19 protein-coding genes and 2 pseudogenes are annotated in these 20,875 nt (G+C 65.6%); 8 read left to right on the top strand and 13 right to left on the bottom strand.

Annotated features, from left to right (window positions below):
* The first annotated feature begins 28 nt into the window (after positions 1-28).
* On the top strand, positions 29-1,021 hold the full coding sequence (locus ACETMP_RS05755) for a DUF808 domain-containing protein (protein ID WP_375160213.1): 993 nt from the start codon (positions 29-31) through the stop codon (positions 1,019-1,021).
* 24 nt (positions 1,022-1,045) lie between these two features.
* Here ACETMP_RS05755 and ACETMP_RS05750 read toward each other — a convergent pair whose 3' ends face one another.
* Both ACETMP_RS05750 and ACETMP_RS05745 read right to left on the bottom strand, forming a co-directional pair.
* Positions 1,046-1,549 (bottom strand): cupin domain-containing protein, encoded by a 504-nt coding sequence (locus ACETMP_RS05750; RefSeq protein ID WP_375160212.1) that lies wholly within the window; start codon positions 1,547-1,549, stop codon positions 1,046-1,048.
* Between the two features lie 21 nt (positions 1,550-1,570).
* Entirely contained in the window at positions 1,571-2,047 is a 477-nt protein-coding gene (locus tag ACETMP_RS05745) for a carboxymuconolactone decarboxylase family protein (RefSeq protein ID WP_375160211.1), read from the bottom strand.
* Positions 2,048-2,101: 54 nt separating this feature from the next.
* Between ACETMP_RS05745 and ACETMP_RS05740 the strand changes: the two genes are divergently transcribed.
* Positions 2,102-2,632, top strand: a complete 531-nt coding sequence (locus tag ACETMP_RS05740; protein WP_375160210.1) for a MarR family winged helix-turn-helix transcriptional regulator — start codon at positions 2,102-2,104, stop codon at positions 2,630-2,632.
* A gap of 35 nt (positions 2,633-2,667) precedes the next feature.
* Here the strand turns inward: ACETMP_RS05740 and ACETMP_RS05735 are convergent, their stop codons facing one another.
* Positions 2,668-2,919, bottom strand: coding sequence for a hypothetical protein (locus tag ACETMP_RS05735; RefSeq protein ID WP_375160209.1), 252 nt, complete (start codon positions 2,917-2,919; stop codon positions 2,668-2,670).
* A 64-nt stretch (positions 2,920-2,983) separates the two neighbouring features.
* Entirely contained in the window at positions 2,984-3,244 is a 261-nt protein-coding gene (locus ACETMP_RS05730) for a hypothetical protein (protein WP_375160208.1), read from the bottom strand.
* A gap of 148 nt (positions 3,245-3,392) precedes the next feature.
* Between ACETMP_RS05730 and ACETMP_RS05725 the strand changes: the two genes are divergently transcribed.
* Positions 3,393-4,622: a lytic murein transglycosylase gene (locus ACETMP_RS05725; RefSeq protein WP_375160207.1), complete on the top strand. Its 1,230-nt coding sequence runs from the start codon at positions 3,393-3,395 to the stop codon at positions 4,620-4,622.
* A gap of 103 nt (positions 4,623-4,725) precedes the next feature.
* Here the strand turns inward: ACETMP_RS05725 and ACETMP_RS05720 are convergent, their stop codons facing one another.
* From ACETMP_RS05720 to recJ, 3 genes and pseudogenes are all read right to left on the bottom strand, one after another.
* Positions 4,726-5,523 (bottom strand): aldolase, encoded by a 798-nt coding sequence (locus tag ACETMP_RS05720; protein WP_375160206.1) that lies wholly within the window; start codon positions 5,521-5,523, stop codon positions 4,726-4,728.
* Between the two features lie 96 nt (positions 5,524-5,619).
* The gene (locus ACETMP_RS05715) at positions 5,620-6,429 is read right to left on the bottom strand and encodes an SDR family NAD(P)-dependent oxidoreductase (RefSeq protein ID WP_375160205.1); all 810 of its coding nucleotides are present in this window, start codon (positions 6,427-6,429) and stop codon (positions 5,620-5,622) included.
* Positions 6,430-6,516: 87 nt separating this feature from the next.
* Positions 6,517-8,357: pseudogene (gene recJ / locus ACETMP_RS05710) on the bottom strand (single-stranded-DNA-specific exonuclease RecJ).
* Between the two features lie 278 nt (positions 8,358-8,635).
* On the opposite strand from recJ, the gene ACETMP_RS05705 reads away from it, so the two are divergent.
* The 3 genes from ACETMP_RS05705 to ACETMP_RS05695 all read left to right on the top strand — a co-directional run bounded on the left by ACETMP_RS05705 (position 8,636) and on the right by ACETMP_RS05695 (position 12,515).
* Positions 8,636-9,712, top strand: a complete 1,077-nt coding sequence (locus ACETMP_RS05705; RefSeq protein ID WP_375160204.1) for a methyl-accepting chemotaxis protein — start codon at positions 8,636-8,638, stop codon at positions 9,710-9,712.
* Positions 9,713-10,083: 371 nt separating this feature from the next.
* Positions 10,084-10,827, top strand: coding sequence for an SDR family oxidoreductase (locus ACETMP_RS05700; protein WP_375160203.1), 744 nt, complete (start codon positions 10,084-10,086; stop codon positions 10,825-10,827).
* 395 nt (positions 10,828-11,222) lie between these two features.
* Positions 11,223-12,515, top strand: coding sequence for an adenylate/guanylate cyclase domain-containing protein (locus ACETMP_RS05695; RefSeq protein WP_375160202.1), 1,293 nt, complete (start codon positions 11,223-11,225; stop codon positions 12,513-12,515).
* A 75-nt stretch (positions 12,516-12,590) separates the two neighbouring features.
* Here the strand turns inward: ACETMP_RS05695 and ACETMP_RS05690 are convergent, their stop codons facing one another.
* The 6 genes and pseudogenes from ACETMP_RS05690 to ACETMP_RS05665 form a co-directional block, all read right to left on the bottom strand.
* Positions 12,591-13,604: a 4-hydroxythreonine-4-phosphate dehydrogenase PdxA gene (locus ACETMP_RS05690; RefSeq protein ID WP_375160201.1), complete on the bottom strand. Its 1,014-nt coding sequence runs from the start codon at positions 13,602-13,604 to the stop codon at positions 12,591-12,593.
* The gene (locus tag ACETMP_RS05685) at positions 13,601-15,139 is read right to left on the bottom strand and encodes a tripartite tricarboxylate transporter permease (RefSeq protein ID WP_375160200.1); all 1,539 of its coding nucleotides are present in this window, start codon (positions 15,137-15,139) and stop codon (positions 13,601-13,603) included. The genes ACETMP_RS05690 and ACETMP_RS05685 overlap by 4 nt, the downstream gene beginning before the upstream one ends.
* 12 nt (positions 15,140-15,151) lie before the next feature.
* Positions 15,152-15,634, bottom strand: a complete 483-nt coding sequence (locus ACETMP_RS05680) for a tripartite tricarboxylate transporter TctB family protein (RefSeq protein WP_375160199.1) — start codon at positions 15,632-15,634, stop codon at positions 15,152-15,154.
* A gap of 177 nt (positions 15,635-15,811) precedes the next feature.
* Positions 15,812-16,803, bottom strand: a pseudogene (locus tag ACETMP_RS05675) (Bug family tripartite tricarboxylate transporter substrate binding protein).
* A gap of 53 nt (positions 16,804-16,856) precedes the next feature.
* A complete protein-coding gene (locus ACETMP_RS05670; RefSeq protein ID WP_375160198.1) occupies positions 16,857-18,107 on the bottom strand; it encodes a CaiB/BaiF CoA transferase family protein in 1,251 nt (416 codons plus the stop codon).
* A 9-nt stretch (positions 18,108-18,116) separates the two neighbouring features.
* Positions 18,117-18,911, bottom strand: a complete 795-nt coding sequence (locus ACETMP_RS05665; RefSeq protein WP_375160197.1) for an enoyl-CoA hydratase/isomerase family protein — start codon at positions 18,909-18,911, stop codon at positions 18,117-18,119.
* Positions 18,912-19,029: 118 nt separating this feature from the next.
* Here ACETMP_RS05665 and ACETMP_RS05660 point away from each other — a divergent pair, with 118 nt between their 5' ends.
* Entirely contained in the window at positions 19,030-19,695 is a 666-nt protein-coding gene (locus ACETMP_RS05660) for a GntR family transcriptional regulator (RefSeq protein WP_375160196.1), read from the top strand.
* Between the two features lie 164 nt (positions 19,696-19,859).
* Positions 19,860-20,843, top strand: coding sequence for an MBL fold metallo-hydrolase (locus tag ACETMP_RS05655; RefSeq protein ID WP_375160195.1), 984 nt, complete (start codon positions 19,860-19,862; stop codon positions 20,841-20,843).
* Positions 20,844-20,875 lie beyond the last annotated feature (32 nt).

The raw sequence follows: 20,875 nt of genomic DNA, 5'->3' as shown, positions 1-20,875 counted from the left end.
CGGCTCCAACGAGCAAAGGACAGGGTTGATGAGTGTCGGACTGATCGGTCTTCTCGACGACATCGCGGGGATCGCCAAGGTGGCGGCGGCCTCGCTCGACGATATCGCGGGCCAGGCGGCCAAAGCGGGCACAAAGGCCGCCGGTGTGGTCATCGACGATGCGGCCGTCACGCCGAATTACGTCATCGGTTTCGCCTCGAAACGTGAACTGCCGATCGTCGGCAAGATCGCGGTCGGATCGCTGCGCAACAAGCTGCTGATCCTGCTGCCGATCGCCCTGCTGCTTGGCTATTTCCTTCCCGCCGCCGTCACGCCGCTGCTCATGCTCGGCGGCGTCTTTCTCTGCTACGAGGGTGCCGAGAAGGTGCTCGAAGCGGTGCTGCCGCATCACGCACACCATCACGAAGCCCAGCTCGAGCCGATCGCGCCGGATGCAAGCTCGGTCGAGGACGAGAAGGTCGCGAGCGCTATCAAGACGGATTTCATCCTGTCGGCGGAGATCATGGCGATCACGCTGGCGGCGATCCCCGTGGGCAGCATCTGGACACAGGCGCTCGTGCTGGCGCTGGTCGGTTTCGCCATCACGGTCGGGGTCTACGGCGTGGTCGCCCTGATCGTGAAGGCGGACGATGCCGGCCTGGCCCTTGCGCGTTACGACAGCGCCTCCTTCATTGGCGGCGCGATCCGCTTGCTCGGGCGCGGGCTCGTCCGCGGCATGCCCGCCTTCCTGGCGGTGCTGAGCACCATCGGCACCGCCGCCATGATCTGGGTCGGCGGCGGCATCATCCTGCACGGCATCGAGAAATACGGCCCGCCCGCGGTCGGCCACACGGTGCATGCCGCGACCGAGGCTGCCGCGCATCTCCTTCCATCGGTTGCCGGTATCGTCGAATGGTCGGTCGAAGCCGCCATCTCGGGCGTGCTTGGGCTGATCATCGGTGCGCTTGCGATTCCGGCCGTCGAATACGGACTTGCACCGGCCTGGAAACGGTTGAGGCGATCGCGGGATCGAGCCTCTTAGCCGCATCCGACTGACGAACCCAAGCTAATCCAGAAACGTCGTGAGCTGCGCGCCCTCATCCGCCACGAACACCGCGATCAACTCCGCCGGCTCGGTCGCGCTGGCATTGGCCGAGACCAGATGCGTCGAGCCCGGCGGCTCGAAGAACGACTGGCCGACGCCGAACGTCTCGACCGGGCCGCCGCCGAGCTGGGAGCGGATCTCGCCCTTGGTGACATGGGCCGTCACCGAGCCTGCGTGACGATGTGGCCGCGAAAACCCGCCGGGACCGTAGGAGACGCGCACGATGGTGACGCGCTTGCCCGGGACGTTGGGCAGCGCGTAGGAGCCGATCGGCTCGACCTTGTCGAGCGACGAGCCATCCGCAGCACTGGCGCAGAGCGGCGCCAGTGCACCCGAGACGGTGTCCATCGTCACAGGAAGGGCTTTGCCGATTGCCAGCGCGCAGGCGAGCCCCGCGACGGCGGCGAACGCCGTCGTACGTGACGGCGCCGGGCGTTGCACGGCAGAAAAACTCATGGCTGTCATGGTGACCTCCCCGCGCGCTGATCAGGAAGCCGCATGCGCGGCCGCCGGCCGCAACGCCGGCGTCCAACGAAACGCAGCACCAAAGCGATTCCAGACGTTGATCGATGCGACGGCCGAAGTCAGGTACATCAGCTCGCTCTCGGAGAATTCCCGGGCGGCTTCGGCGTAGACCTCCTCGCTGACGCCGTCGGGCAGCAAGGTCAAGGCCTCGGCCCAAGCCAGCGCGGCCCGCTCGCGCGGCGAAAAATTCGGCGCCTCGCGCCAGACTGCGACCAGATGAAGCTTGTCGACGGGAACGCCGATCCGTTCCGACAGCAGGACGTGGTGCTGCACGCAGAAGGCACAGCCGTTGATCTGCGAGGCGCGCAGCTTGACGAGCTCGACGAGCTGCTTGTCCAGGCCGGCCTTGCCCGCAAGCTGCCCCAGCGCCAACACCACATCATATACGTCGGGCGCGATCTTCTTGAAATCCTCGTATTCGCTGCGGGCATGGGACATTGCGGTTCACCTCGTCTTATTGTAAGTGTCCTTATATCTTATAAGAGCTCTGATATGTCGCGCAAGACCGCTGTCGTCACAAGATCGAAAACTGCCCACCAGGTGCAAGAAGCTGCCGGCCACGGCACAGTGCGCGTCCCCGCTCCCGGCGAAGGCAAGCGCGGCGAGCAAGGCTATCTCGGCTATCTGCTGCGCCAGGCTCATGCCGCGGTCCGGCTGACGATGGAGCGGGCCCTCGCCGATCTCGGCGTGACCTCGCCGCAATTCGCCGTGCTGACGATGCTGAATGCCTATCCGGGTCTGTCGGGCGCCGACGTTGCCCGCCTCACCTTCCTGACGCCTCAGACCGTCGGGGTCATCATCCGCAATCTCGAACGCGACGGCGCGATCGTGATGACGCCCCATCCCGTTCACGGCCGCATCCAGCAATGGACGCTGACACCGCGCGGCGCGGCGCTTCTGAAAGCCTGCCGGGCGCGTGTGATCGAATTGGAGAAGCGCCTTGCTCGGAGCCTGGATGCGAAGACCGAGACTGCAATCCGGCGCTGGCTCACCGGCATCGCGACCGAACTGCAAGAAGATTAGACGCTCCGTCCCGCCTCCTGCGACCCGCAAGGGCTCTATCCCCTCTTCAGCGCATCCTTGACCTCGCCGTCGGGCCAGGCTTCGCCTGCGGCGATCACCCGCACGCGGGTTCTGTCGCCAGCATTGACCAGCACATGCGAACTCACCCGGTCGCGGCTCGGCTCCAGGTGCAAATCGGTTTCGGGCTTCCAGCTCAGCGTGGTCGCGAGATCGCCGGGAAAGATCTGCCATTGCGAGCCGTCATCGAGTTCGACGACATGGCTCTCCGCATGCGTGCGTATCTTCATTCCAGCCCGATTTTCCTGATGAACAGAACTTGGCCCCGGCGCACTCTGACCGGGGCCTGTTCCGTCAGTCGTTGTCGTGATGAATCACGGTCTTTTCGCGATTTCCGTATTCATCTTCCTTCTTGATCACCGTGGTGCGATCAGAGGGCTCGCGCTCCCGGATCACGGTGGTGCGGTCGCGATCCCGATGCCGCTCGCGGTACTCGTGGGATTGACCGACCGTCACGCCAGCGCCGGCCGGACCGACGTGAACGCCGACTTCGTCGGCGAACGCGGGCATAGCGATCGCCGTGACCATTGCGGCCGCCAACAGATATGTCCTCATATTCTCCTCCTCATCTCGTGCGGAAGGAATGCGGGACTGCGACAGTTTGTTCCGGCGGGAACAGGACCATCGGACCGACACCAAAATCAAGCACCGGCTGTTCCAGGAACCCACTCACACGCACCATGTTTCCGGCTAGAATGTGCCCATGAAACACGCTGATTCCTCGCCCCATCAAACCCGCCGCGCGCTCCTGAAATCCACGCTGGGCGCGGCCGCGCTGCTCGCATTGCCCGGAAGCGGTCACGCTGCGCCTCCGGGCTTCGAAGAATGGCGCGAGAGCTTTCGTGCACGTGCGATGGCGAAGGGCATTTCCGCTGCGACCTGGCAACGCGTGATGGGGCGGGTCGAACCCGACATGAGCGTGTTCAAGCAGATGCGCAACCAGCCCGAATTCCACGAGCAGGTCTGGCAATACATCAATCGCCGCGTCTCCGACTGGCGCATCATCAACGGCACGATCGCGCTGAAGAACAACGAGTCGTTGTTCGCCCGCATCGAGCGCGATTTCGGCGTCGAACGCGGCACGCTGCTGGCGCTGTGGGGCGTCGAGTCCGCCTATGGCGATCCCCTGGTGCAGCAGAACCACATGAGGCCGGTGTTTCCATCGCTCGCGGCGCTCGCCTGGAATGAGCCGCGCCGCAAGACCTATTGGGAGACCGAGCTCATCAACGCGCTGCGCATCGTGGACAAAGGCTGGAGCACGCCGGAGGAGATGAAGGGCTCCTGGGCCGGCGCGATGGGGCACTCGCAATGGATGCCGGAGGTCTGGCTCAATGTCGGCATCGACTACGACGGCGACGGCAAGGTGTCGCCGTTCGGCAAGCCCGACGATCTGCTCGGCTCGACCGCAAAGTATCTCGTCAATCGCGGCAAATGGCATCGCGGCGAGCATTGGGGCTATGAGGTGCGCGCGCCCGGCAATATGAGCGGCAGCCGCACCTATGCGGCCTGGCAGGCGGCCGGCGTCACCCGCGCCGACGGCCAGCCCTTCCCGCAGCCGAATGCATCGGCGCAGATGTGGACACCGGTCGCGGGCGGGCCGACGTTCCTGCTGGGGCCGAATTTCTACTCGGTGAAGAGCTACAACCCTTCGATGAACTATGCGCTGGCGATCTGCCATCTCGGCGACCGCTGCCTCGGCGCCCCGCCGTTCATCCAGCCCTTCCCCGGCTCCGAACGCGCACTGACGCTCGCCGAGGTGCAGGAGATGCAGACGCGCCTGACCAAGGCCGGCTTCGACACCGGCGGCACCGACGGCCGCGTCGGCAACGACACCATGAAGGCGGTCAAGGATTTCCAGCAGCGCGCAGGCATCACGCCGGCAGACGGCTATGGCGGGCTGAAGGTGCTGGCGAAGCTGCGGCAGGGGTCGTAGGCACCGGTCATTCCGGGGCGCGCCTAGCGAGAACGCGGAATCTCGCGCCACATCTCTGGATTCCGGGTTCGAGGCTCCGCCTCGCCCCGGAATGACACAATAGTCAATGCCGGTACTGCGGCTCCTCCGCATCCAGCTGCCTACGGATCGCGGCAAGGTGCAGCCGTGCGGATTCGCTATCGCCCTCGCGCATCTGCCGGTAGGTCTCCGCCGCAACGGCGGGATCGACCGGCAGCACCTTCCGTCCCGTCGACATCGCAAGCACCTGCACCTCGGCAGCCCGTTCGAGGTAATAGAGGTCGTCCCAGGCCTCCGCGATGGTCGGGGCCAGCACCATCACGCCGTGATGCTTCATGAAGACGATATCGGCGTCGCCTACCGCCGAGGCGATCCGGGCGCCTTCGCGGCTGTCGAGCGCGAGGCCGTTATAGTCGCGGTCGACGGCCGTCCGGCCATAGAATTTCAGCGCGGTCTGGCCGGCCCAGATCAGGGGATCGCCTTCGGTCATCGACAGCGCCGTGGCGTAGGGCATGTGGGTGTGGAACGCGACCTTGGCACGCGGCAGCAGCCTGTGCATCTCGGCGTGGATGTAGAACGCGGTCGCCTCGGGCACGCCCTCGCCGTCGAGCACGTTGCCGTGGAAGTCGCAGATCAGGAGCTTCGACGCGGTCAACTCGCGAAAGGCGTAGCCATAGGGGTTGACCAGGAACAGATCGTCATGGCCGGGCACGACGGCCGAGAAGTGATTGCAGATGCCTTCCTCAAAACCGTTGCGCGCGGCCATGCGGAAGCAGGCGGCGAGGTCCTCGCGCGCGGTGCGGATCGCATCGGTCGCAAGGTCCGGCCGGTTCGAGCGGAATGGCGCGGGCGCGGATGAGGAAGCGTGAAGGCTGTGCGCCATGGCGAAGAACACCTCTGTCGGGTCGGGGGCTAGTCACGTTGTACAGCGGCCGCGCCTGCGCGTCAGCCCCTCACTTGCCACCCTGCCCTGCGCGGATCAGGCCCGCCGCGGCACGCCGCCTGCGTTCATGCCGCCGTCGATCACAAGCTCGCTTCCGGTGACGTAGCGCGAGGCATCGGAGGCCAGGTACAGCACGCCGGAGGCGATCTCCGCGGCCTGCCCGGCGCGGCCGAGCGGAGTTGCGACCTTGGCCCGTTCCTCCGGATCGATCGGCGCGTTCTGGCCGGCGCCGGTCGCCCCGGTCGGGATCTTGGCCCAGATCGGCGTGTCGATGATGCCGGGATGAACCGAGTTGACGCGGATGCCGTCGCCGGCCGCGGCGCATTCCATGGCGATCGACTTGGCGAACAGCCGCACGCCACCTTTCGTCGCTGAATAGGCCGACAGGCCGGGTGCGCCGCGCAGGCCCGCCAGCGAGGACATCATGACGATCGAGCCGCCGCCATGCTTGCGCATCAGGGGAAGGCAATGCTTGACCGAGAGAAAGACACCGTCGAGATTGATCGCGTTCTGCTTGCGCCAATCGGCGAGCGTCATGTCCACGATCGAGGGCACCGCAATGCCGATGCCAGCATTGGAGACCAGAATGTCGAGCCGCCCGTAGCGCTTGCCGATCTCGGCGACCACGTCGATCCAGCGCTCCTCGCTGGTGACGTCCTGTTCGAGAAAGAGCGCCTTGCCGCCGGCACTCGTCACGCGCCTGGCGAGCTCCGGGCCGCGCAGCTCGTCGATATCGGTGATGACGACGGTGGCGCCTTCGCGCGCGAACAGCTCGACGATGGCCTCGCCGATACCGGAGGCCCCGCCCGTCACCAGCGCGACCTTGCCCTCAACCTGCCCTGCCATGTTCACTCCCTTTTCTTGTTATTCGAGACGCTATCTTTCACGCATGATCTTTTCGGAAAACCGCTTCACACTTTTCCGGATCATGCGTCATCTAATCACGGACGGCCCCTGGTCCGGTAGCGCGACGTCGACGACGCGGAATTGCACCCGCTCGGCGCCCTGATAGCGGTCGACCGAGAGTGAGCCGGCGACATGCAATTGCTGGCCGCGATTGGCGAGCAGCGCGTTGCCGAGCTTCTGGCCGACCGAGCGGAACGCGATGCCGTTGACGATGGCGCCGTCGCCCGACTTGAAGCGCAGCCTCAGGTGAGCCTGGCCGACCTCGTCGGCAAAGACGAGCTGGTGCGCCGGCAGCGCCAGCACGGGCTCCGGATTGCCGCTGCCGAACGGACCGGCGCGGTTGAGCGTCGCCGCAAGCTCCGGCGTCACCGCGCGCGCGGAGACCGCGCCGTCGATATAGAGCTCGTTGACGTGGCGGGCCTCGGCGACGTCCTGCGCCAATGCGTTCTCGAGATAGGCCCGGAATTCGGCGAGCTTCTCTTTCCGCAGCGTCACGCCCGCGGCCATCGCGTGCCCGCCGCCTTTGAGCAGAATGCCGTCGGCCACCGCCTGCCGCACTGCCTTGCCGAGATCGACGCCGGCGATCGAGCGGCCCGAGCCGGTGCCGATGCCGCCGGGTTCCAGGGCGATGGCGAAGGCGGGCCGCGCAAACTTCTCCTTGAGGCGGGAGGCCACGAGGCCGACGACGCCGGGATGCCATCCCTCGGAGGCCGTGACGATGACGCCGAGCTTGTCCTCCAGGCCGATCGAGGCCAGCGCCTCGGCTTCGGCCTGCGCTTCGGCCGCCTGCTCGATCACGCGACGTTCGCTGTTGAGGCGGTCGAGCTCGGCCGCGATCCGCGCCGCCTCGACGCTGTCGCCCTCCAGCAACAGCCGCACGCCGAGATCGGCGCGGCCGATCCGGCCGCCAGCGTTGATGCGCGGCCCGAGCATGAAGCCGAGATGCCAGGCCTCCGGCGGCCCGTTGAGCCGGGCCACGTCCATCAGCGCGGTATGGCCGACATGATCGCGCCGGCGCATCGCGATCAGGCCCTTGGCGACGAAGGCGCGGTTGAGGCCGATCAGCGGCGCCACGTCGGCAACCGTGCCGAGCGCGACGTGATGCAGCATGCCGAGCAGATCCGGCTCGGGCATCTCCGCGCTCCAGAAACCGCGCTGACGCAGCTCGCGATTGACCGCCACCAGCGTCACCAGCACGAGACCGACCGCGGCGAGATGGCCAAGGCCCGAGAGATCGTCGAGCCGGTTCGGATTGACCAGCGCGTCAACCTCCGGCAGCTCGGTGCCGGCCTGGTGATGGTCGATCACGACCACGGACATGCCGAGGCGCCTGGCTTCGGCGAGCGGCTCGATGCTGGTGGTGCCGCAATCGACGGTGACGAGCAGCGTGGCGCCCTTGGCGGCGAGCGCACGCACCGCTTCGGTATTCGGTCCGTAGCCTTCGAAAATGCGATCGGGAATGTGGATCAGGGGATCGAGGCCGCAATGGCGCAGGTGCCAGGCCAGTAGCGCTGCCGAGGTCGCGCCGTCGACATCATAGTCGCCGAAGATCGCGACCTTTTCGCCCTTGGCTGCGGCATCCGCGATCCGCTTCGCCGCGGCCTCCATCTCCGTCACGGTAAAGGGGTCCGGCAAGAGCTTGCGGATGGTCGGATCGAGAAAGTCGGGCACGGCGTCGATGTCGACGCCGCGGCCGGCCAGCACCCGGGCCAACAACTCCGGAAGCTGGTGCCGCTGCACGATCGCGAGCGCCTGGGCCGCCCCCGGGCATCCAGCCGGTCGCGCCAGAGCTTGTCGGTCAGCGAGCGCGCGACGCCGAGAAACGCTTGGGGCGCTTCGACGGGCAAGGCGGTGGCAGGCGGCGTCATGTATCGCAGTTGGTTTGAGGAAGCCGCAGCCAACGCGGTCGCGCCGGTCCGGCTTGCGGAGTGATTGACCCGGAATCTCCGGGCATTTGCAATCTCCGCGGCGCACAAAGCGGTGGATTGCCGATTTGCTGCGCTGAGTGACTATCATTTGGGCAATCCGCCGAACAGCAAATTAAGCAGGCGTTAGGCGGAATCTTCGAAAAAGAATCGTATTCGATCTGTAATTTGTAGTTCCGGGTTCGTTGCAGATCAGACCTCATTGCCAAGGGATGCCCCCGATGTCTGCTGCGCTGGGCCTGAAGGCCAAGCCGATCGCCACCGAACCCGCTGAGGACGATTCCGACATTTCCGCGCTGATCAACCGCCTCACCGCGGAGGTCAACCAGATCGCGGTCGACAAGACCAAGTCGATCCAGCACATCACCAACCAGATGAAGATGCTGGCGCTGAACGCGCTGATCGAGAGCTCGCGCGCCGGCGCGCAAGGCGCGGGTTTCGCGGTGGTGGCGCAGGAGGTGCGCGGCGTCGGCCAGCAGGTCGAGACCATCGCGCGTGAGCTCGAAACCCAATTGACGAAGCGCACCGGCGACCTCGTCTCCTCGATCGAACGCATGAGCCAGCGTTCGCGCGGCGAGCGCATGATGGACCTGTCGCTGAACGCCATCGAGCTGATCGACCGCAATCTCTACGAACGCACCTGCGACGTGCGCTGGTGGGCGACCGATTCCGCCGTGGTCGATTGCGCGGCATCGCCGAGCGCCGCAGCCATCTCCCATGCCTCGCAGCGCCTGGGCGTGATCCTCGGGGCCTACACCGTCTATCTCGACCTGTGGCTCTGCGATCTCGACGGCAACGTCATCGCCAACGGCCGGGCCGACCGCTTCCGCGCCGTCGGCCAGAACGTCGCCCACACCAAATGGTTTCGCGAGGCGAAGGGCTTGCGCTCCGGTGACGATTACGTCGCCGGCGACGTCGAGAACCAGCCGCTGCTCGGCAACGCGCAGGTGGCGACCTATTGTGCCAGCGTCCGCGCCGGCGGCCAGGCGAGCGGCGCCCCGATCGGCGTGCTCGCCATCCATTTCGACTGGGAGCCACAGGCCCGCGCCATCGTCCAGGGCGTGCGCGTCGGCGACAGCGACAAGGCGCGCGTGCTGCTGGTCGATTCAAACTTGCGCGTGATCGCGGCGTCCGACGGCCAGGGCATCCTCAGCGAGCGCATCTCGATCTCGCTGAACGGCCAGCGCTCCGGCTTCTATCACGACCGCAACGGGTCGCTGGTCGCCTTCCATGCAACGCCGGGCTACGAGACCTATCGCGGGCTCGGCTGGTACGGCGTCATCATTTGCGGGGCGTGAGGCACTAGGCTGATCTTAAAACTGCGAAAACAACCCCATGCACAGTAGACTCGGGGTTGTTTTCATTGGCATTTTGCGCCACCAGAACGCCGCCTCGCCAAAGCTCTTTTGACACGTCGGGCAAAACGCCGGCCTTCCTGGCGCGGCCATGACCATGCCCGCACGCCCCTGCAAGAGGGGAATGATCCCCGACCGACCAGCTCACATCCCCCCATATGCGCGGTTGAGCATTTTCCGACGAGCCAAGCCGATTCCAGGCAAAAGCCCGCCGCATTGCTCGGGTAGATTCCGCGCTCGCGTTGAGGGGCGGACCAGGCGTCGCTTCAGGCCCTTCACCAAGCTCACATTTGCCCCATGCCGAGGAGACCTTCATGAAGATTGTCGTGATCGGCGGAACCGGGTTAATCGGATCCAAGCTCGTGGCGAAGCTCAGACAGCAAGGCCACGACGCCGTCGCCGCCTCACCAAAATCGGGCGTGAATGCGGTGACCGGCGAGGGCCTCGCTGCGGCATTGGCGGGCGCGGATGTTGTCGTCGATGTCGCCAACGCGCCGTCCTGGGAGCCCGCCGCCGTGCTCGAATTCTTCGAGCGTTCAAGCAAGAATCTCGTCGCGGCAGAGGCTGCGGCGGCCGTGAAGCATCACGTGGCCCTGTCGATTGTCGGAACCGAACGGTCGCCCGACAACGCCTATTTCCGTGCCAAGCTCGCGCAGGAGACCATCATCAAGGCTGCCTCAGTCCCCTACTCGATCGTGCGCGCCACCCAGTTCTTCGAATTCCTCGGCGCCATCGCCGAAATGGGTGCGAGCGACGGCAGGATCGTCGTTCCATCGGCCTTGTTTCAACCGATCGCTGCCGACGACGTCGTCGCTCACCTCGCTGAGGTCGCAACGGGCAAGCCGCTCAACGGCACGATCGACATCGCGGGTCCCGAAAAGGCTCCCTTCAATGAATTCATCGCACGCCGCCTGAAGGCATCCGGCGACACCAGACCGGTGGTCGGAAACCCGAAGACGCCGTATTACGGCAGCCTCATTGACGACACGTCGCTGAATCCGCTCGGCACGGCGCGACTGGGGCCAACGCCGCTTGCAACGTGGCTCGCACGTCTCTGACACCCAAACCAGGGCGTGCTGGTCGAGGATGGGCGCGGAGGTTCCTCACCCGCCCACATCCACGCGCCCTCCGTCCTCATCTATGCCACGGTCCTGAAGGTGCGATCCGCAATCAGATCAATGACGGCCCGGCCAAGATCTTCAAACGGAAGAGACTCTTTCGAAAAGCCAGTTCCCACCTCGGATCAGAATCTGCGGTGCGATGTCCGGCCCAGATGACCCGCCCTCCTCCACGGCGCGCCGAGCGTACTAGAGCTGCGCGATGATGGAACCGGCGCAGCTCTGCTGCGGAACGCCACTTGTCGCATGTCCGGGCACGTCCCAAATGAACGGGGTGGTCGATCGCTGGCTTCGAACCGGCGGGCCATCCAAGGTCCTCCGCGACGGAGACCAGCATGCCGTCACCGACACCCGCAAATGAGACTGAGAGATTGGCCGCCCTACGCGCGCTCGACATCCTCGATAGCGCGCCTGAAGCCGCTTATGACGAGATCGCCGAGCTCGCGGCGCAACTCTGCGGCTGCCCGGTCTCCTACATCAGCTTCATCGACGACGAGCGGCGCTGGCTCAAGGCGCGATATGGTCTACCGGCTGACGTCACCGACGCTCCGCGCGAGAATGCAGTCTGCACAACGACGATCTGGGGCACCGAGCTGCTCGTCGTTCCCGACCTGAAACAAGATCCGCGTTTCGAAAACAGCCCGATGGTCGCGCTGAAGCCATCCTGCCGATTCTATTGCGGCATGCCACTCATCACCGATGAAGGTTATGCGCTCGGCACGCTATGTGTGATGGACTTCGAGCCACGGCAGCTTTCCTTCGAGCAGACGGAGGCTCTCCGAATGCTGTCACATCAGGTGCTGGCCCAGCTCGAACTGCGCCGCAAATTGATCGAGTCCCGCCAGACCATCGAGCAGCTGGAGGAGGCACGCATGGAGGCCGCCACCGAGCGAGAGCGCGCCGAGAATCTGCTGCGCAACGTCCTGCCGGCGCCGATCGCCACCGAGCTGACACGCCACGGCAGGGTCCAGCCGAAATACACCCGGTCGGCCACCATTCTGTTCGCGGATATCCAGGGCTTTACCCTGCTCGCCGAACGGGCCGAGCCGGCGAGGCTGATTAATCTCCTCGATGAATATTTTTCGGCTCTGGACGAAATCGGTGCCCGACACGGCCTGGAGAAGGTCAAGACCATAGGCGATGCCTATATGGCGGTTGCCGGGGTGCTCTCGCCCGACCGACGACACTCGATCGATGTCTGCCTTGCCGCATTGGAGATGCGAGCCCGGCTTGATCATCTCAGAGCCCAATGCGAAGCGACCGGCGAACATGCCCTACAGTTGCGCATCGGCATACATACCGGCCCGGTCATCTCAGGTGTCGTCGGCAACCGCCGGATGACCTTCGACATCTGGGGTGATGCGGTCAACACCGCGTGGTTCATGGAAGCGTTTGGAATAGCGGGCCGGATCAACATCTCGGAATCCGTGGCGGGGCACGTCCACGGGCTGTTCGACCTGGAATCGCGCGGCCCTATCGAGGCCAAGCATGCGCGCGCGCACGAAATGTTCTTTCTCAACGGCCTGAAGAGGGAATATTCGCGTAACGAGGACGGCGATCTTCCGAACGATCGTTTCATTTCGGAATATCACCGCATCGGTGGTTCGCGGCTGGCTCAGGAACGGTGAGAGCGTTCACTGCCGGAACGATGATCGCAAGACCGCTTGCAGACGAACTGCCTCGCTCGTTCACCTGATTTTCGGTCAGCTCGAGCTGGCACCGTGACGCGCCGCCATCTCCGCCGCGAGCAGCAATGCGGCGCGGCTGGCGCCGATCGAGGCAATGCCCTGCCCTGCGATGTCGTAAGCGGTGCCGTGCGCGGGCGTGCAGATCGGGAACGGGAAGCCGCCGAGCAAGGTCACGCCGCGATCGAAGCCCATCAGCTTCATCGCGATCTGGCCCTGGTCGTGATACATCGTCAGCACCGCATCGAACGCGCCGGCCTTGGCGCGCAGGAACACGGTATCGGCGGGAAACGGTCCCTCCGCCGCAATGCCCTCGGCCCGGCCGGCTGCGACCACGGGCCCGATCACGTCGATCTCCTCGCGGCCGAAATTGCCGCCGTCGCCGGCATGCGGATTGAGACCGGCGACCGCGATGCGCGGCCGTGCGAAGCCGGCCTTGCGCATGCAGGCATCGGTCAGCGCGAGCGCACGATGGATGCGCTCGCCGGACAGCTTTGCCGCGACGTCCCGCAGCGGGATATGGGAGGTGACCCGCGCGTTCCAGAGCCGGTCCAGCACGTTGAATTCGCTTGCCGGCGTGTTGAGGCCGACCACTTCGGCCGAGAACGCGATCTCGTCGTCGTACTCGGCGCGCGCAAGCCGCATCGCCTGCTTGTTGAAGGGCGTGAAGCAGACCGCGTCGACGCCGCCGTCGCGGCCAAGCTCGAGCGCGTGCCGGTAATTGATCAGCGCGAATTTCCCGCCGGCGAGAGCCGCGGTCTTCGGCTCGACTTCTTTGGGGTCGAGATGGCCGAGGTCGACGAACAGCGCCTCGCCCGCGGCCGCGCGAAAGTCGGCGCCCTGCTCCACCGTCGTCAGCGCCGGCTTGACGCCGGCAACGCGCGCGCCCTCGTCGAAGATGCGGCGATCGCCGATGACGACGAGCCGGCAGCGCGCGCGGATGTCATCCTGCGCCACCAGCTTGGCCGTCAGCTCGGGGCTGATGCCGGCGGGGTCTCCCATGGCGAGCGCAATCAGCGGCTTTGCGGTCATATGATCGCTTTCTCCTGGCCTGTCGCGCCGGCGGCGGGGGATGCGGGTTTGCGCCGGAGGCGCGCGAGCTGCAGCACGAGCGGCAGCAGCAGAAGCGCGATGCCGGCCACGATCAGGCATGTCACCAGCTTGTTGGCAAAGAAGATGCCGAGCGATCCCTTGGACATCAGCATCGACTGCCGGAACGCGTCCTCGGCCTTGTCGCCGATGACGATGGCGAGCACGAGAGGCGCCAGCGGGTAGAACAGCTTCTTGAAGAGATAGCCGACGACGCCGAAGCCGAGCATCATGACGACGTCGAGATAGGAGTTCGAGACGGAATAGGCACCGACGACGCAGATGATCACGATCAGCGGCGCGATCACCACGAAGGGGATCCGCATCAAGGCGGCGAAGACCGGAACGGTAAGCAGCACCAGCACGACCGCGACGATGTTGCCGACATACATCGAGGCGATCAGGCCCCAGACAAAGTCCTTCTGATCGACGAACAGCATCGGCCCTGGATTGAGGCCCCAGATCATCAGTCCGCCCATCATGACGGCCGCGGTCGCCGAGCCGGGAATGCCGAGCGCGAGCATCGGCAGCAGCGCGCTGGTGCCGGCGGCATGATCGGCGGTCTCCGGCGAGACGATACCTTCGACCTCGCCCGTGCCGAAATACCGGCCGCGGCGCGAGAACCGGCGCGCGATGCCATAGCTCATGAACGAGGCCGCGGTCGGGCCGCCCGGCGTAATTCCCATCCAGCAGCCGATCGCAGCGCTGCGCAGCAGCGCCACGCCATGCCGCGGCAGACGGCCGACGGCACGAAACACTTCGCGCCAGTCGATCTTGGACGAGACCGCGCGGGCATGAAACTCCTCCTCGACCGCGACCAGCAGTTCGCCGATGCCAAACAGGCCCATCACCGCGACGACGAAGCTGACGCCCTTGACGAGCTCGTCGATGCCCATGTTGAGGCGTACGCTGCCGGAGACGGTGTCGATTCCGATCGCGGCGATAGCAAAGCCGATCGCGAGCGCCACGACCGTCTTGATCGGCGCCGCACCGCCCATGCCGACGAAGCTGGCAAAGGCCAGGAAATAGACCGCAAAATATTCGGCCGGACCAAAGGCGAGCGCGACCTGCGCCACCCAGGACGCCAGGAACGTGATCAGGACGACGCCGACCAGGGCGCCGAACGCCGCCGAACCGAAGGCGGTCGCCAGCGCCGTGGTCGGCCGGCCGTCCCGTGCCATGGGATAGCCGTCGAAAGTGGTCGCGACCGACGACGGCTCGCCCGGAATATTGAACAGGATCGAGGTCACGGAGCCGCCGAACAGCGCGCCCCAATACATGCTGGAGAGCAGGATGATCGCCGACACCGGCTGCATGCCGAAGGTCAGCGGCAACAGCAGCGACACGCCGTTCGGCGCGCCCAGCCCCGGCAGCACGCCGACGAGAATGCCGAGCAGCACGCCGACGACCATCAGGACCAGGTGCGGCACCGTCACCGCGATGGTGAAACCGTGCAGGAGCTCCTGGAGATTGTCCATCCCGCCGCTCCCTCAGAACCCGAGCGCGGAAGCGAGCGCGCCGTGCGGCAGGCTCACCTGGAACATGCGCTCGAACACGAGATAGAGCGCGAGCGCCGTGGCGCCTGCCATGGCGAGCGCGCGCGGCACGGATTGGTGCCGGGGGATCGCCAGCACGGTGAAGACATAGAGGGCGGAGGCGACGTACATCCCGGCGAGCGGGATCGCGGCGACGAAGATCGCAGCCGGCACAAACAGGCCGGCGAGCCGGCGCAGCTCGATCGACGTGATCGCGATGGGAACGTTTGCGAGCCTGGCAGCCGGCAGCGCGCCGCGTACCAGATTGTAGAGGCTGCCGAGCACGACGATGATCCCGGTCAGGAACGGGAATGTGCCGGCGTCTACCCCGGCGCTCGACCAGCCGATACCGTTGTCGAGGCTGGAGACGACGACGGCCACGCCGAAGCTGCCGGTGAGCACGGCGGTCAAAAGTTCAAGCGCGCGGCGGGAGATCATGGGCAGCTCCAGCGAAACAGTCCTCATCCTGAGGAGCGCGCCTTGGCGCGCGTCTCGAAGGACGGCTCCGAGCGACGTCGCATCCGCGGCCATCCTTCGAGACGCCCGCCTCCGGCGGGCCCTCAGGATGAGGACCAGGACTGCAGTCGGCAGTGCGATCGAAGGCCATCCTCGGCCTCACTTCACCAGCCAGCCCTGCTCGCCGGCGACCTGCTTGACGTGCTCGAGGTCCGCCTTGATGAACTTGTCGAGCTCGGCACCGGTGAGGAAGGTGTCGACCTGAGACGTCTTCTCGATGTAGTCCTTCCATTCCGGCGTTGCCTGTACCTTCTTCATGAGGTCGACATAGAACGCGGCCTGGTCCGGCGTGACCTTGCCGGGCAGCCACACCGTGCGCGGCTGCTCATATTGCTTGATGTCGAGGCCCTGCTCGACGCAGGTCGGAACGTCGCTCCAGCCTTCGGTCGCGGTGACTTTCGGACCCTGCGGCAATCGCTTCGGGCTGAACACGCAGAGCGGACGCTGCGTGCCGCCGCGCCATTGCCCGAGGCTCTCGCTGGGATTGTTGACGTGGAATCGAGATGACCGCCGGCAAGCTGCACGGCGGTCTCGGCGCCGCTCTTGAAGGGGATGTAGGTCAGCTTGACCTTGCCAACCTTCTCGATCATGCGCGTCAGGACCTCGTCGGTGTCCTTGGACTGCGCGCCGCCCATCTTGAATTCGCCAGTTGCCGCCGCCTTCAGATAATCGCCCGCATTCTTGTAAGGCGAATCCTGCTTGACCCAGAGCAGGAACTCGTCCTGCGCCATCGCCGCGATCGGGGTGAGATCGGTGTAGTTGAAGGCGACCTTGGAGACGAGCGGCTGCTGCCAGGCGTTCGACGTGCCGAAGATCACCTTGTAGGGATCGCCGGCCGACGCCTTGCCGTAGACGTAGCCTTCGGCGCCGCTGCCGCCGCCCTTGTTGACGACGACGATCGGCTGCTCCGTCAGCTTGTGCTTGGTGATGATGTTCTGCACCGCGCGGGCGAGATTGTCGGTGCCGCCGCCCGGCCCGGCAGTCGCCACGAACTCGATCGGCTTTTGCGGTTGCCAGGCACCGAGCGCCGGCATGGTGCCGGCGAGCACAGTCGCGGCCGCGGAGAGCAGAAATGTTGACGTCCGACCCATGATTTCCTCCAGCTGGTATTTTTTATCTTTGGTCTTGTCGTATCGACGTCCGGTCAGGCGACGCGTTCCTCGCGTCTTGAGCCCAGGACGATGGCGCCTTCTTTGGCGAGCGCTTCGATCTGCATCTGGTCGAACCCGTGCTCGGCCAGCACCTCTCTCGTGTGCTCACCGTAGACCGGTGCGCCTGACAGCACTTTGCCTGGGGTCTCCGAAAACTTCACGGGAAGCCCGATCGTCTTCACGGGACCGAGCGTGGAATGCTCGACCTCGACGACCATCTCGCGCGCCAGCGTCTGCGGATCGCTGAGCGCCTCCAGCATGTCGTGCACGGGGCCGCACGGCACGCCCTTCTCGTCCAGCGCGGCGAGCCAGTGCGCCCGCGATCGGGTGCGGAAGCGCTCGCTCAAGACCGCTTCGAGCTCCTTGAGATTGGCCATGCGGTCGGCGCCGTTGACGAAGCGCGGATCGGCGGCGAGCTCACTCGCGCCGAGCGCCTCCAGCATCAACAGCCAGTGCTTCTTGTTGGCACCGCCGACCACGAGCCAGCCGTCCGAGGCTTCGAACGCCTGATACGGCGCGTTGAGCGGATGGGCCGAGCCCATCGCGCGCGGCGCGGTGCCTGCGGCGAGCGCGATGGTCGACTGCCAATAGGTCTGCACCAGCGCGGCCTCGTATAGCGAGGTTTCGACCCACTGCCCCTCGCCGGTCTTGAGACGGTGCGTGTAGGCCGCCAGGATGCCCATGCTCGCGAGCAGGCCGGCGGTGATGTCGGACAGCGGCGGGCCGCACTTCACCGGCGGACCGTCGGGGCGCTCGCCGGTAAAGCTCATGATGCCGCTCATGGCCTGCGCGACGAGATCGAAACCACGGCGGTGCTTGTAGGGACCGGTGCGGCCAAAGCCAGACAGCGAGCAATAGATCAGCGATGGATATTGCTCGTGCAGCTCCTCGTAACCGAAGCCGAGACGTTCCATCGCGCCGGGCGCAAAGTTCTCCACCAGCACGTCGGCATCCGCGATCAGCCGGCGCAGCACCTGCTTGCCGCCCTCGGTCTTGAGGTCCAGTACGATGCCGCGCTTGTTGCGGTTCATCATCAGGAAGGAGGCCGCCTCATCCCCGATCTTCGGCGGCACCGAATGACGGGTATCGTCGCCGTTCGGCGATTTCTCGATCTTGATGACGTCGGCGCCCATGTCGGCGAGCATCAGGGTGCAGGTCGGCCCCGCCATGACATGGGTGAGATCGACGACCTTGAGGCCGGCGAGCGGTCCCGAACGGCGCGAGGTGGATTGCGAGCTTTGCATCGGGGCGTCCTATTGGCCGCGCCATTGCGGCGCGCGCTTGTTGAGGAAAGCATCGAGCCCTTCGCGAAAATCCTGGCTCGTGTAGCACATCAGGATGAGGTCCTCGCCCTCGTCCCGCGACAGCCGCCGTTGCAGGCGGGCGACCGCCTGCTTGGTCGCGTTCAGCGTCAGCGGCGCGTGGCTCGCGAGCAGCCGGGCGACCTCGCCGGCACGGCGATCCAGCGCGGCAAGATCCTCGACGACCTCGCCGAGCAGCCCGACGCTGGCGGCTTCCGCGGCATCGACCAGGCGCGCGGTGAAGATCAGGTCCTTGACGCGCGCAGCGCCAATCAGCGCGGTGAGACGGCTGACGTTGGACATCGACAGGCAATTGCCGAGCGTGCGGGCGATCGGGAAGCCGATCTTCGCGCTTGCCGTGCCGATGCGCAGGTCGCAGGCCGCGGCAATGCCCGCCCCGCCCCCGGTGCAGAACCCGTTGATCGCCGCAATGGTCGGCACCCGGCACTGCTCGAGCGTGGTCAGAATCCGGTCGATACGGTTCTCGTAGTCGATCGCGTCCTGCGGCGTCTTGAACTCGCGGAACTGGTTGATGTCGGTGCCCGAAGCGAAGGCCTTGTCACCGGCTCCGCGCAGCACCAGCACCTTGATGGTCTGGTCGCGGTTGGCCTGCTCGCAGACCGCGGCGAGCCGTTCGTACATCGCGAAGGTGAAGGCGTTGCGCGCCTGCGGCCGGTTGAAGGTGATCCGCCCGATGCCGTCGTTGCATTCAAAAACGAGGTCGTCCGTCGCCGCCGCCAGGTCCATTTCCTCGTGTCCTCTTGTTTTTTGTATTTTTGAATGCAAAATTCGCGATTAGCAAGCTGGAACTTCAAGATTTCGGGTAAGTACGCCAGTTTTGCATTCAAATTGGAGCGCCGGTCCCATGCTTCACGAGGATGTCGTCAGCCGTATCCGTGCGATCCTGCTCGACGGCGAGATTCCGCCGGGCGCCCGGATTCCCGAGCGCGAGCTGTGCGAGCGGCTCGGCATCTCGCGCACGCCGCTGCGCGAGGCGCTCAAGGTGCTCGCTGCCGAGGGGCTCGTGCAGCTCTTGCCGCATCGCGGCTCGCGCGCGGCAAAACTGACCGACAAGGACATGCGCGACCTGTTCGAGGTCTGCCAGGGCCTGGAGGCCCTCGCCGGCGAGCTCGCCTGCGAGCGCATCACGGACGCAGAGATCGACGCAATTGCCGCCGCGCATGCAGCCATGGTGCAGCATTATCGCGACGGCGACCTGATCCAGTACTACCGCGGCAACCGCGCCATTCACGAAGCCATCGTGACCGCGGCCGGAAATCCCGTGCTCGCGGGGCTTTACACATCGGTGACGGCACGCATCCGCCGCGCGCGTTACGTCACGCCGATGACACCGCAGCGCTGGGCCCTCGCGGTGAAGGAGCACGAGGCGATCCTGAACGCGCTGCAGCGGCGCGACGCGGCCGGCCTCTCGCATATTCTGCGCGCGCATCTGCGCCACAAGCGCGAAGAGGTGCTGCAGGCCGGCTTTGCCGAGACAGAAGGCAACGATCTCGCGCTGAGAATTGCGTGACGCGCAATTCCGCGGTCGGATGCATCCGCAAAGCCAATTCTACTTGCTAGCTTGTCGTAAGCGGCGCAGCATGGCCCCTGCCGACCTCTGGCCGCGTGGCCGCTGGGGGCGGTCGCAACGCGCGAACAATCGCGCAAAGCAAGAGATAAAAGCGGAGGAAACGCATGACAATCGATGTCTCACGTCGATCCCTACTTGCACTTGGAGCCAGCCTTGGGGCAGGCCTTGGTGCCAGCGCGATGCTCGGTAGCAGCGCGTTGGCGCGAGCTCCCAAGCTCGGCACCCAGACGCCGTACTGGCACCGGTTCGTTCTCGGCGACGCCGAGGTGACCGTCGTGTCCGACGGACCGCTGCCCCTCGGCGATCCCTCCGGGACCTTCACCGGCGTTCCCAAGGAAGAGGTCAAGAAGATGCTGGCGGACAATTTCCTGTCGCCGGACAACGTCGTGCTCGAACAGAATTCGCCGATCGTGAACACCGGCGACAAACTGATCCTGTTCGATACCGGCATGGGCTCATCGAAGATGTTCGGCGCCAGCACCGGCCGGCAGCAGAAGAGCATGATGGAGGCCGGCATCAAGCCGGGCGACATCGACGCCGTGGTCTGTTCGCATGCCCATATCGACCATATCGGCGGCATCGTCGATGAAGGCGGCAAGCCGCTGTTTCCGAACGCACAGGTCTACATCTCGCAGACCGATTTCGATTTCTGGACCGACGAGGCCAAGCTCGGCAGCCCGGCCAAGGATTTCGTCGTGCATGCCCGCAAGAACCTGCTGCCGGTGCGCGACCGCATCGTGTTCTTCAAGGACGGCCAGGAATTCCTGCCCGGCGTGCAGGCCATCGCGGCGCCCGGTCACACTGTCGGCCACACCATCTTCATGGTGTCGTCGGCCGGCAAGTCCTTTGCTTTCCTCGGCGACCTCTCGCACCATTCCGTGCTGCTCCTGGAGCGGCCGCGGATGGAGTTCTCCTACGACACCGATCCGAAGCAGGCGGCCGACACGCGGGTCAAGCTGCTGACGATGCTCGCGGCGAACAAGACGCCAGTGATGTCCTATCACTTCGCCTGGCCGGGCTACGGTCATGTCGCCAAGGCCGGCGACGGATTCCACTATTATCCCGAACCGATGAAGATGACGCTGTAGCGCAGATCACCTCCGGGCGGCGCTCGCGCTGC

Source organism: Bradyrhizobium dasycarpum, assembly GCF_042019905.1.
Classification (GTDB): domain Bacteria; phylum Pseudomonadota; class Alphaproteobacteria; order Rhizobiales; family Xanthobacteraceae; genus Bradyrhizobium; species Bradyrhizobium japonicum_B.
Note: the sequence above shows the minus strand (reverse complement) of the source record. Positions and strands in the feature narration are given on the sequence as shown.

Bases quoted from the DNA above. Each gene is read 5' to 3' on its own strand.
- ACETMP_RS05755 (WP_375160213.1), top strand. From the start codon at position 29: ATGAGTGTCGGACTGATCGGTCTTCTCGACGACATCGCGGGGATCGCC.
- ACETMP_RS05750 (WP_375160212.1), bottom strand. From the start codon at position 1,549: ATGACAGCCATGAGTTTTTCTGCCGTGCAACGCCCGGCGCCGTCACGT.
- ACETMP_RS05745 (WP_375160211.1), bottom strand. From the start codon at position 2,047: ATGTCCCATGCCCGCAGCGAATACGAGGATTTCAAGAAGATCGCGCCC.
- ACETMP_RS05740 (WP_375160210.1), top strand. From the start codon at position 2,102: ATGTCGCGCAAGACCGCTGTCGTCACAAGATCGAAAACTGCCCACCAG.
- ACETMP_RS05735 (WP_375160209.1), bottom strand. From the start codon at position 2,919: ATGAAGATACGCACGCATGCGGAGAGCCATGTCGTCGAACTCGATGAC.
- ACETMP_RS05730 (WP_375160208.1), bottom strand. From the start codon at position 3,244: ATGAGGACATATCTGTTGGCGGCCGCAATGGTCACGGCGATCGCTATG.
- ACETMP_RS05725 (WP_375160207.1), top strand. From the start codon at position 3,393: ATGAAACACGCTGATTCCTCGCCCCATCAAACCCGCCGCGCGCTCCTG.
- ACETMP_RS05720 (WP_375160206.1), bottom strand. From the start codon at position 5,523: ATGGCGCACAGCCTTCACGCTTCCTCATCCGCGCCCGCGCCATTCCGC.
- ACETMP_RS05715 (WP_375160205.1), bottom strand. From the start codon at position 6,429: ATGGCAGGGCAGGTTGAGGGCAAGGTCGCGCTGGTGACGGGCGGGGCC.
- ACETMP_RS05705 (WP_375160204.1), top strand. From the start codon at position 8,636: ATGTCTGCTGCGCTGGGCCTGAAGGCCAAGCCGATCGCCACCGAACCC.
- ACETMP_RS05700 (WP_375160203.1), top strand. From the start codon at position 10,084: ATGAAGATTGTCGTGATCGGCGGAACCGGGTTAATCGGATCCAAGCTC.
- ACETMP_RS05695 (WP_375160202.1), top strand. From the start codon at position 11,223: ATGCCGTCACCGACACCCGCAAATGAGACTGAGAGATTGGCCGCCCTA.
- ACETMP_RS05690 (WP_375160201.1), bottom strand. From the start codon at position 13,604: ATGACCGCAAAGCCGCTGATTGCGCTCGCCATGGGAGACCCCGCCGGC.
- ACETMP_RS05685 (WP_375160200.1), bottom strand. From the start codon at position 15,139: ATGGACAATCTCCAGGAGCTCCTGCACGGTTTCACCATCGCGGTGACG.
- ACETMP_RS05680 (WP_375160199.1), bottom strand. From the start codon at position 15,634: ATGATCTCCCGCCGCGCGCTTGAACTTTTGACCGCCGTGCTCACCGGC.
- ACETMP_RS05670 (WP_375160198.1), bottom strand. From the start codon at position 18,107: ATGCAAAGCTCGCAATCCACCTCGCGCCGTTCGGGACCGCTCGCCGGC.
- ACETMP_RS05665 (WP_375160197.1), bottom strand. From the start codon at position 18,911: ATGGACCTGGCGGCGGCGACGGACGACCTCGTTTTTGAATGCAACGAC.
- ACETMP_RS05660 (WP_375160196.1), top strand. From the start codon at position 19,030: ATGCTTCACGAGGATGTCGTCAGCCGTATCCGTGCGATCCTGCTCGAC.
- ACETMP_RS05655 (WP_375160195.1), top strand. From the start codon at position 19,860: ATGACAATCGATGTCTCACGTCGATCCCTACTTGCACTTGGAGCCAGC.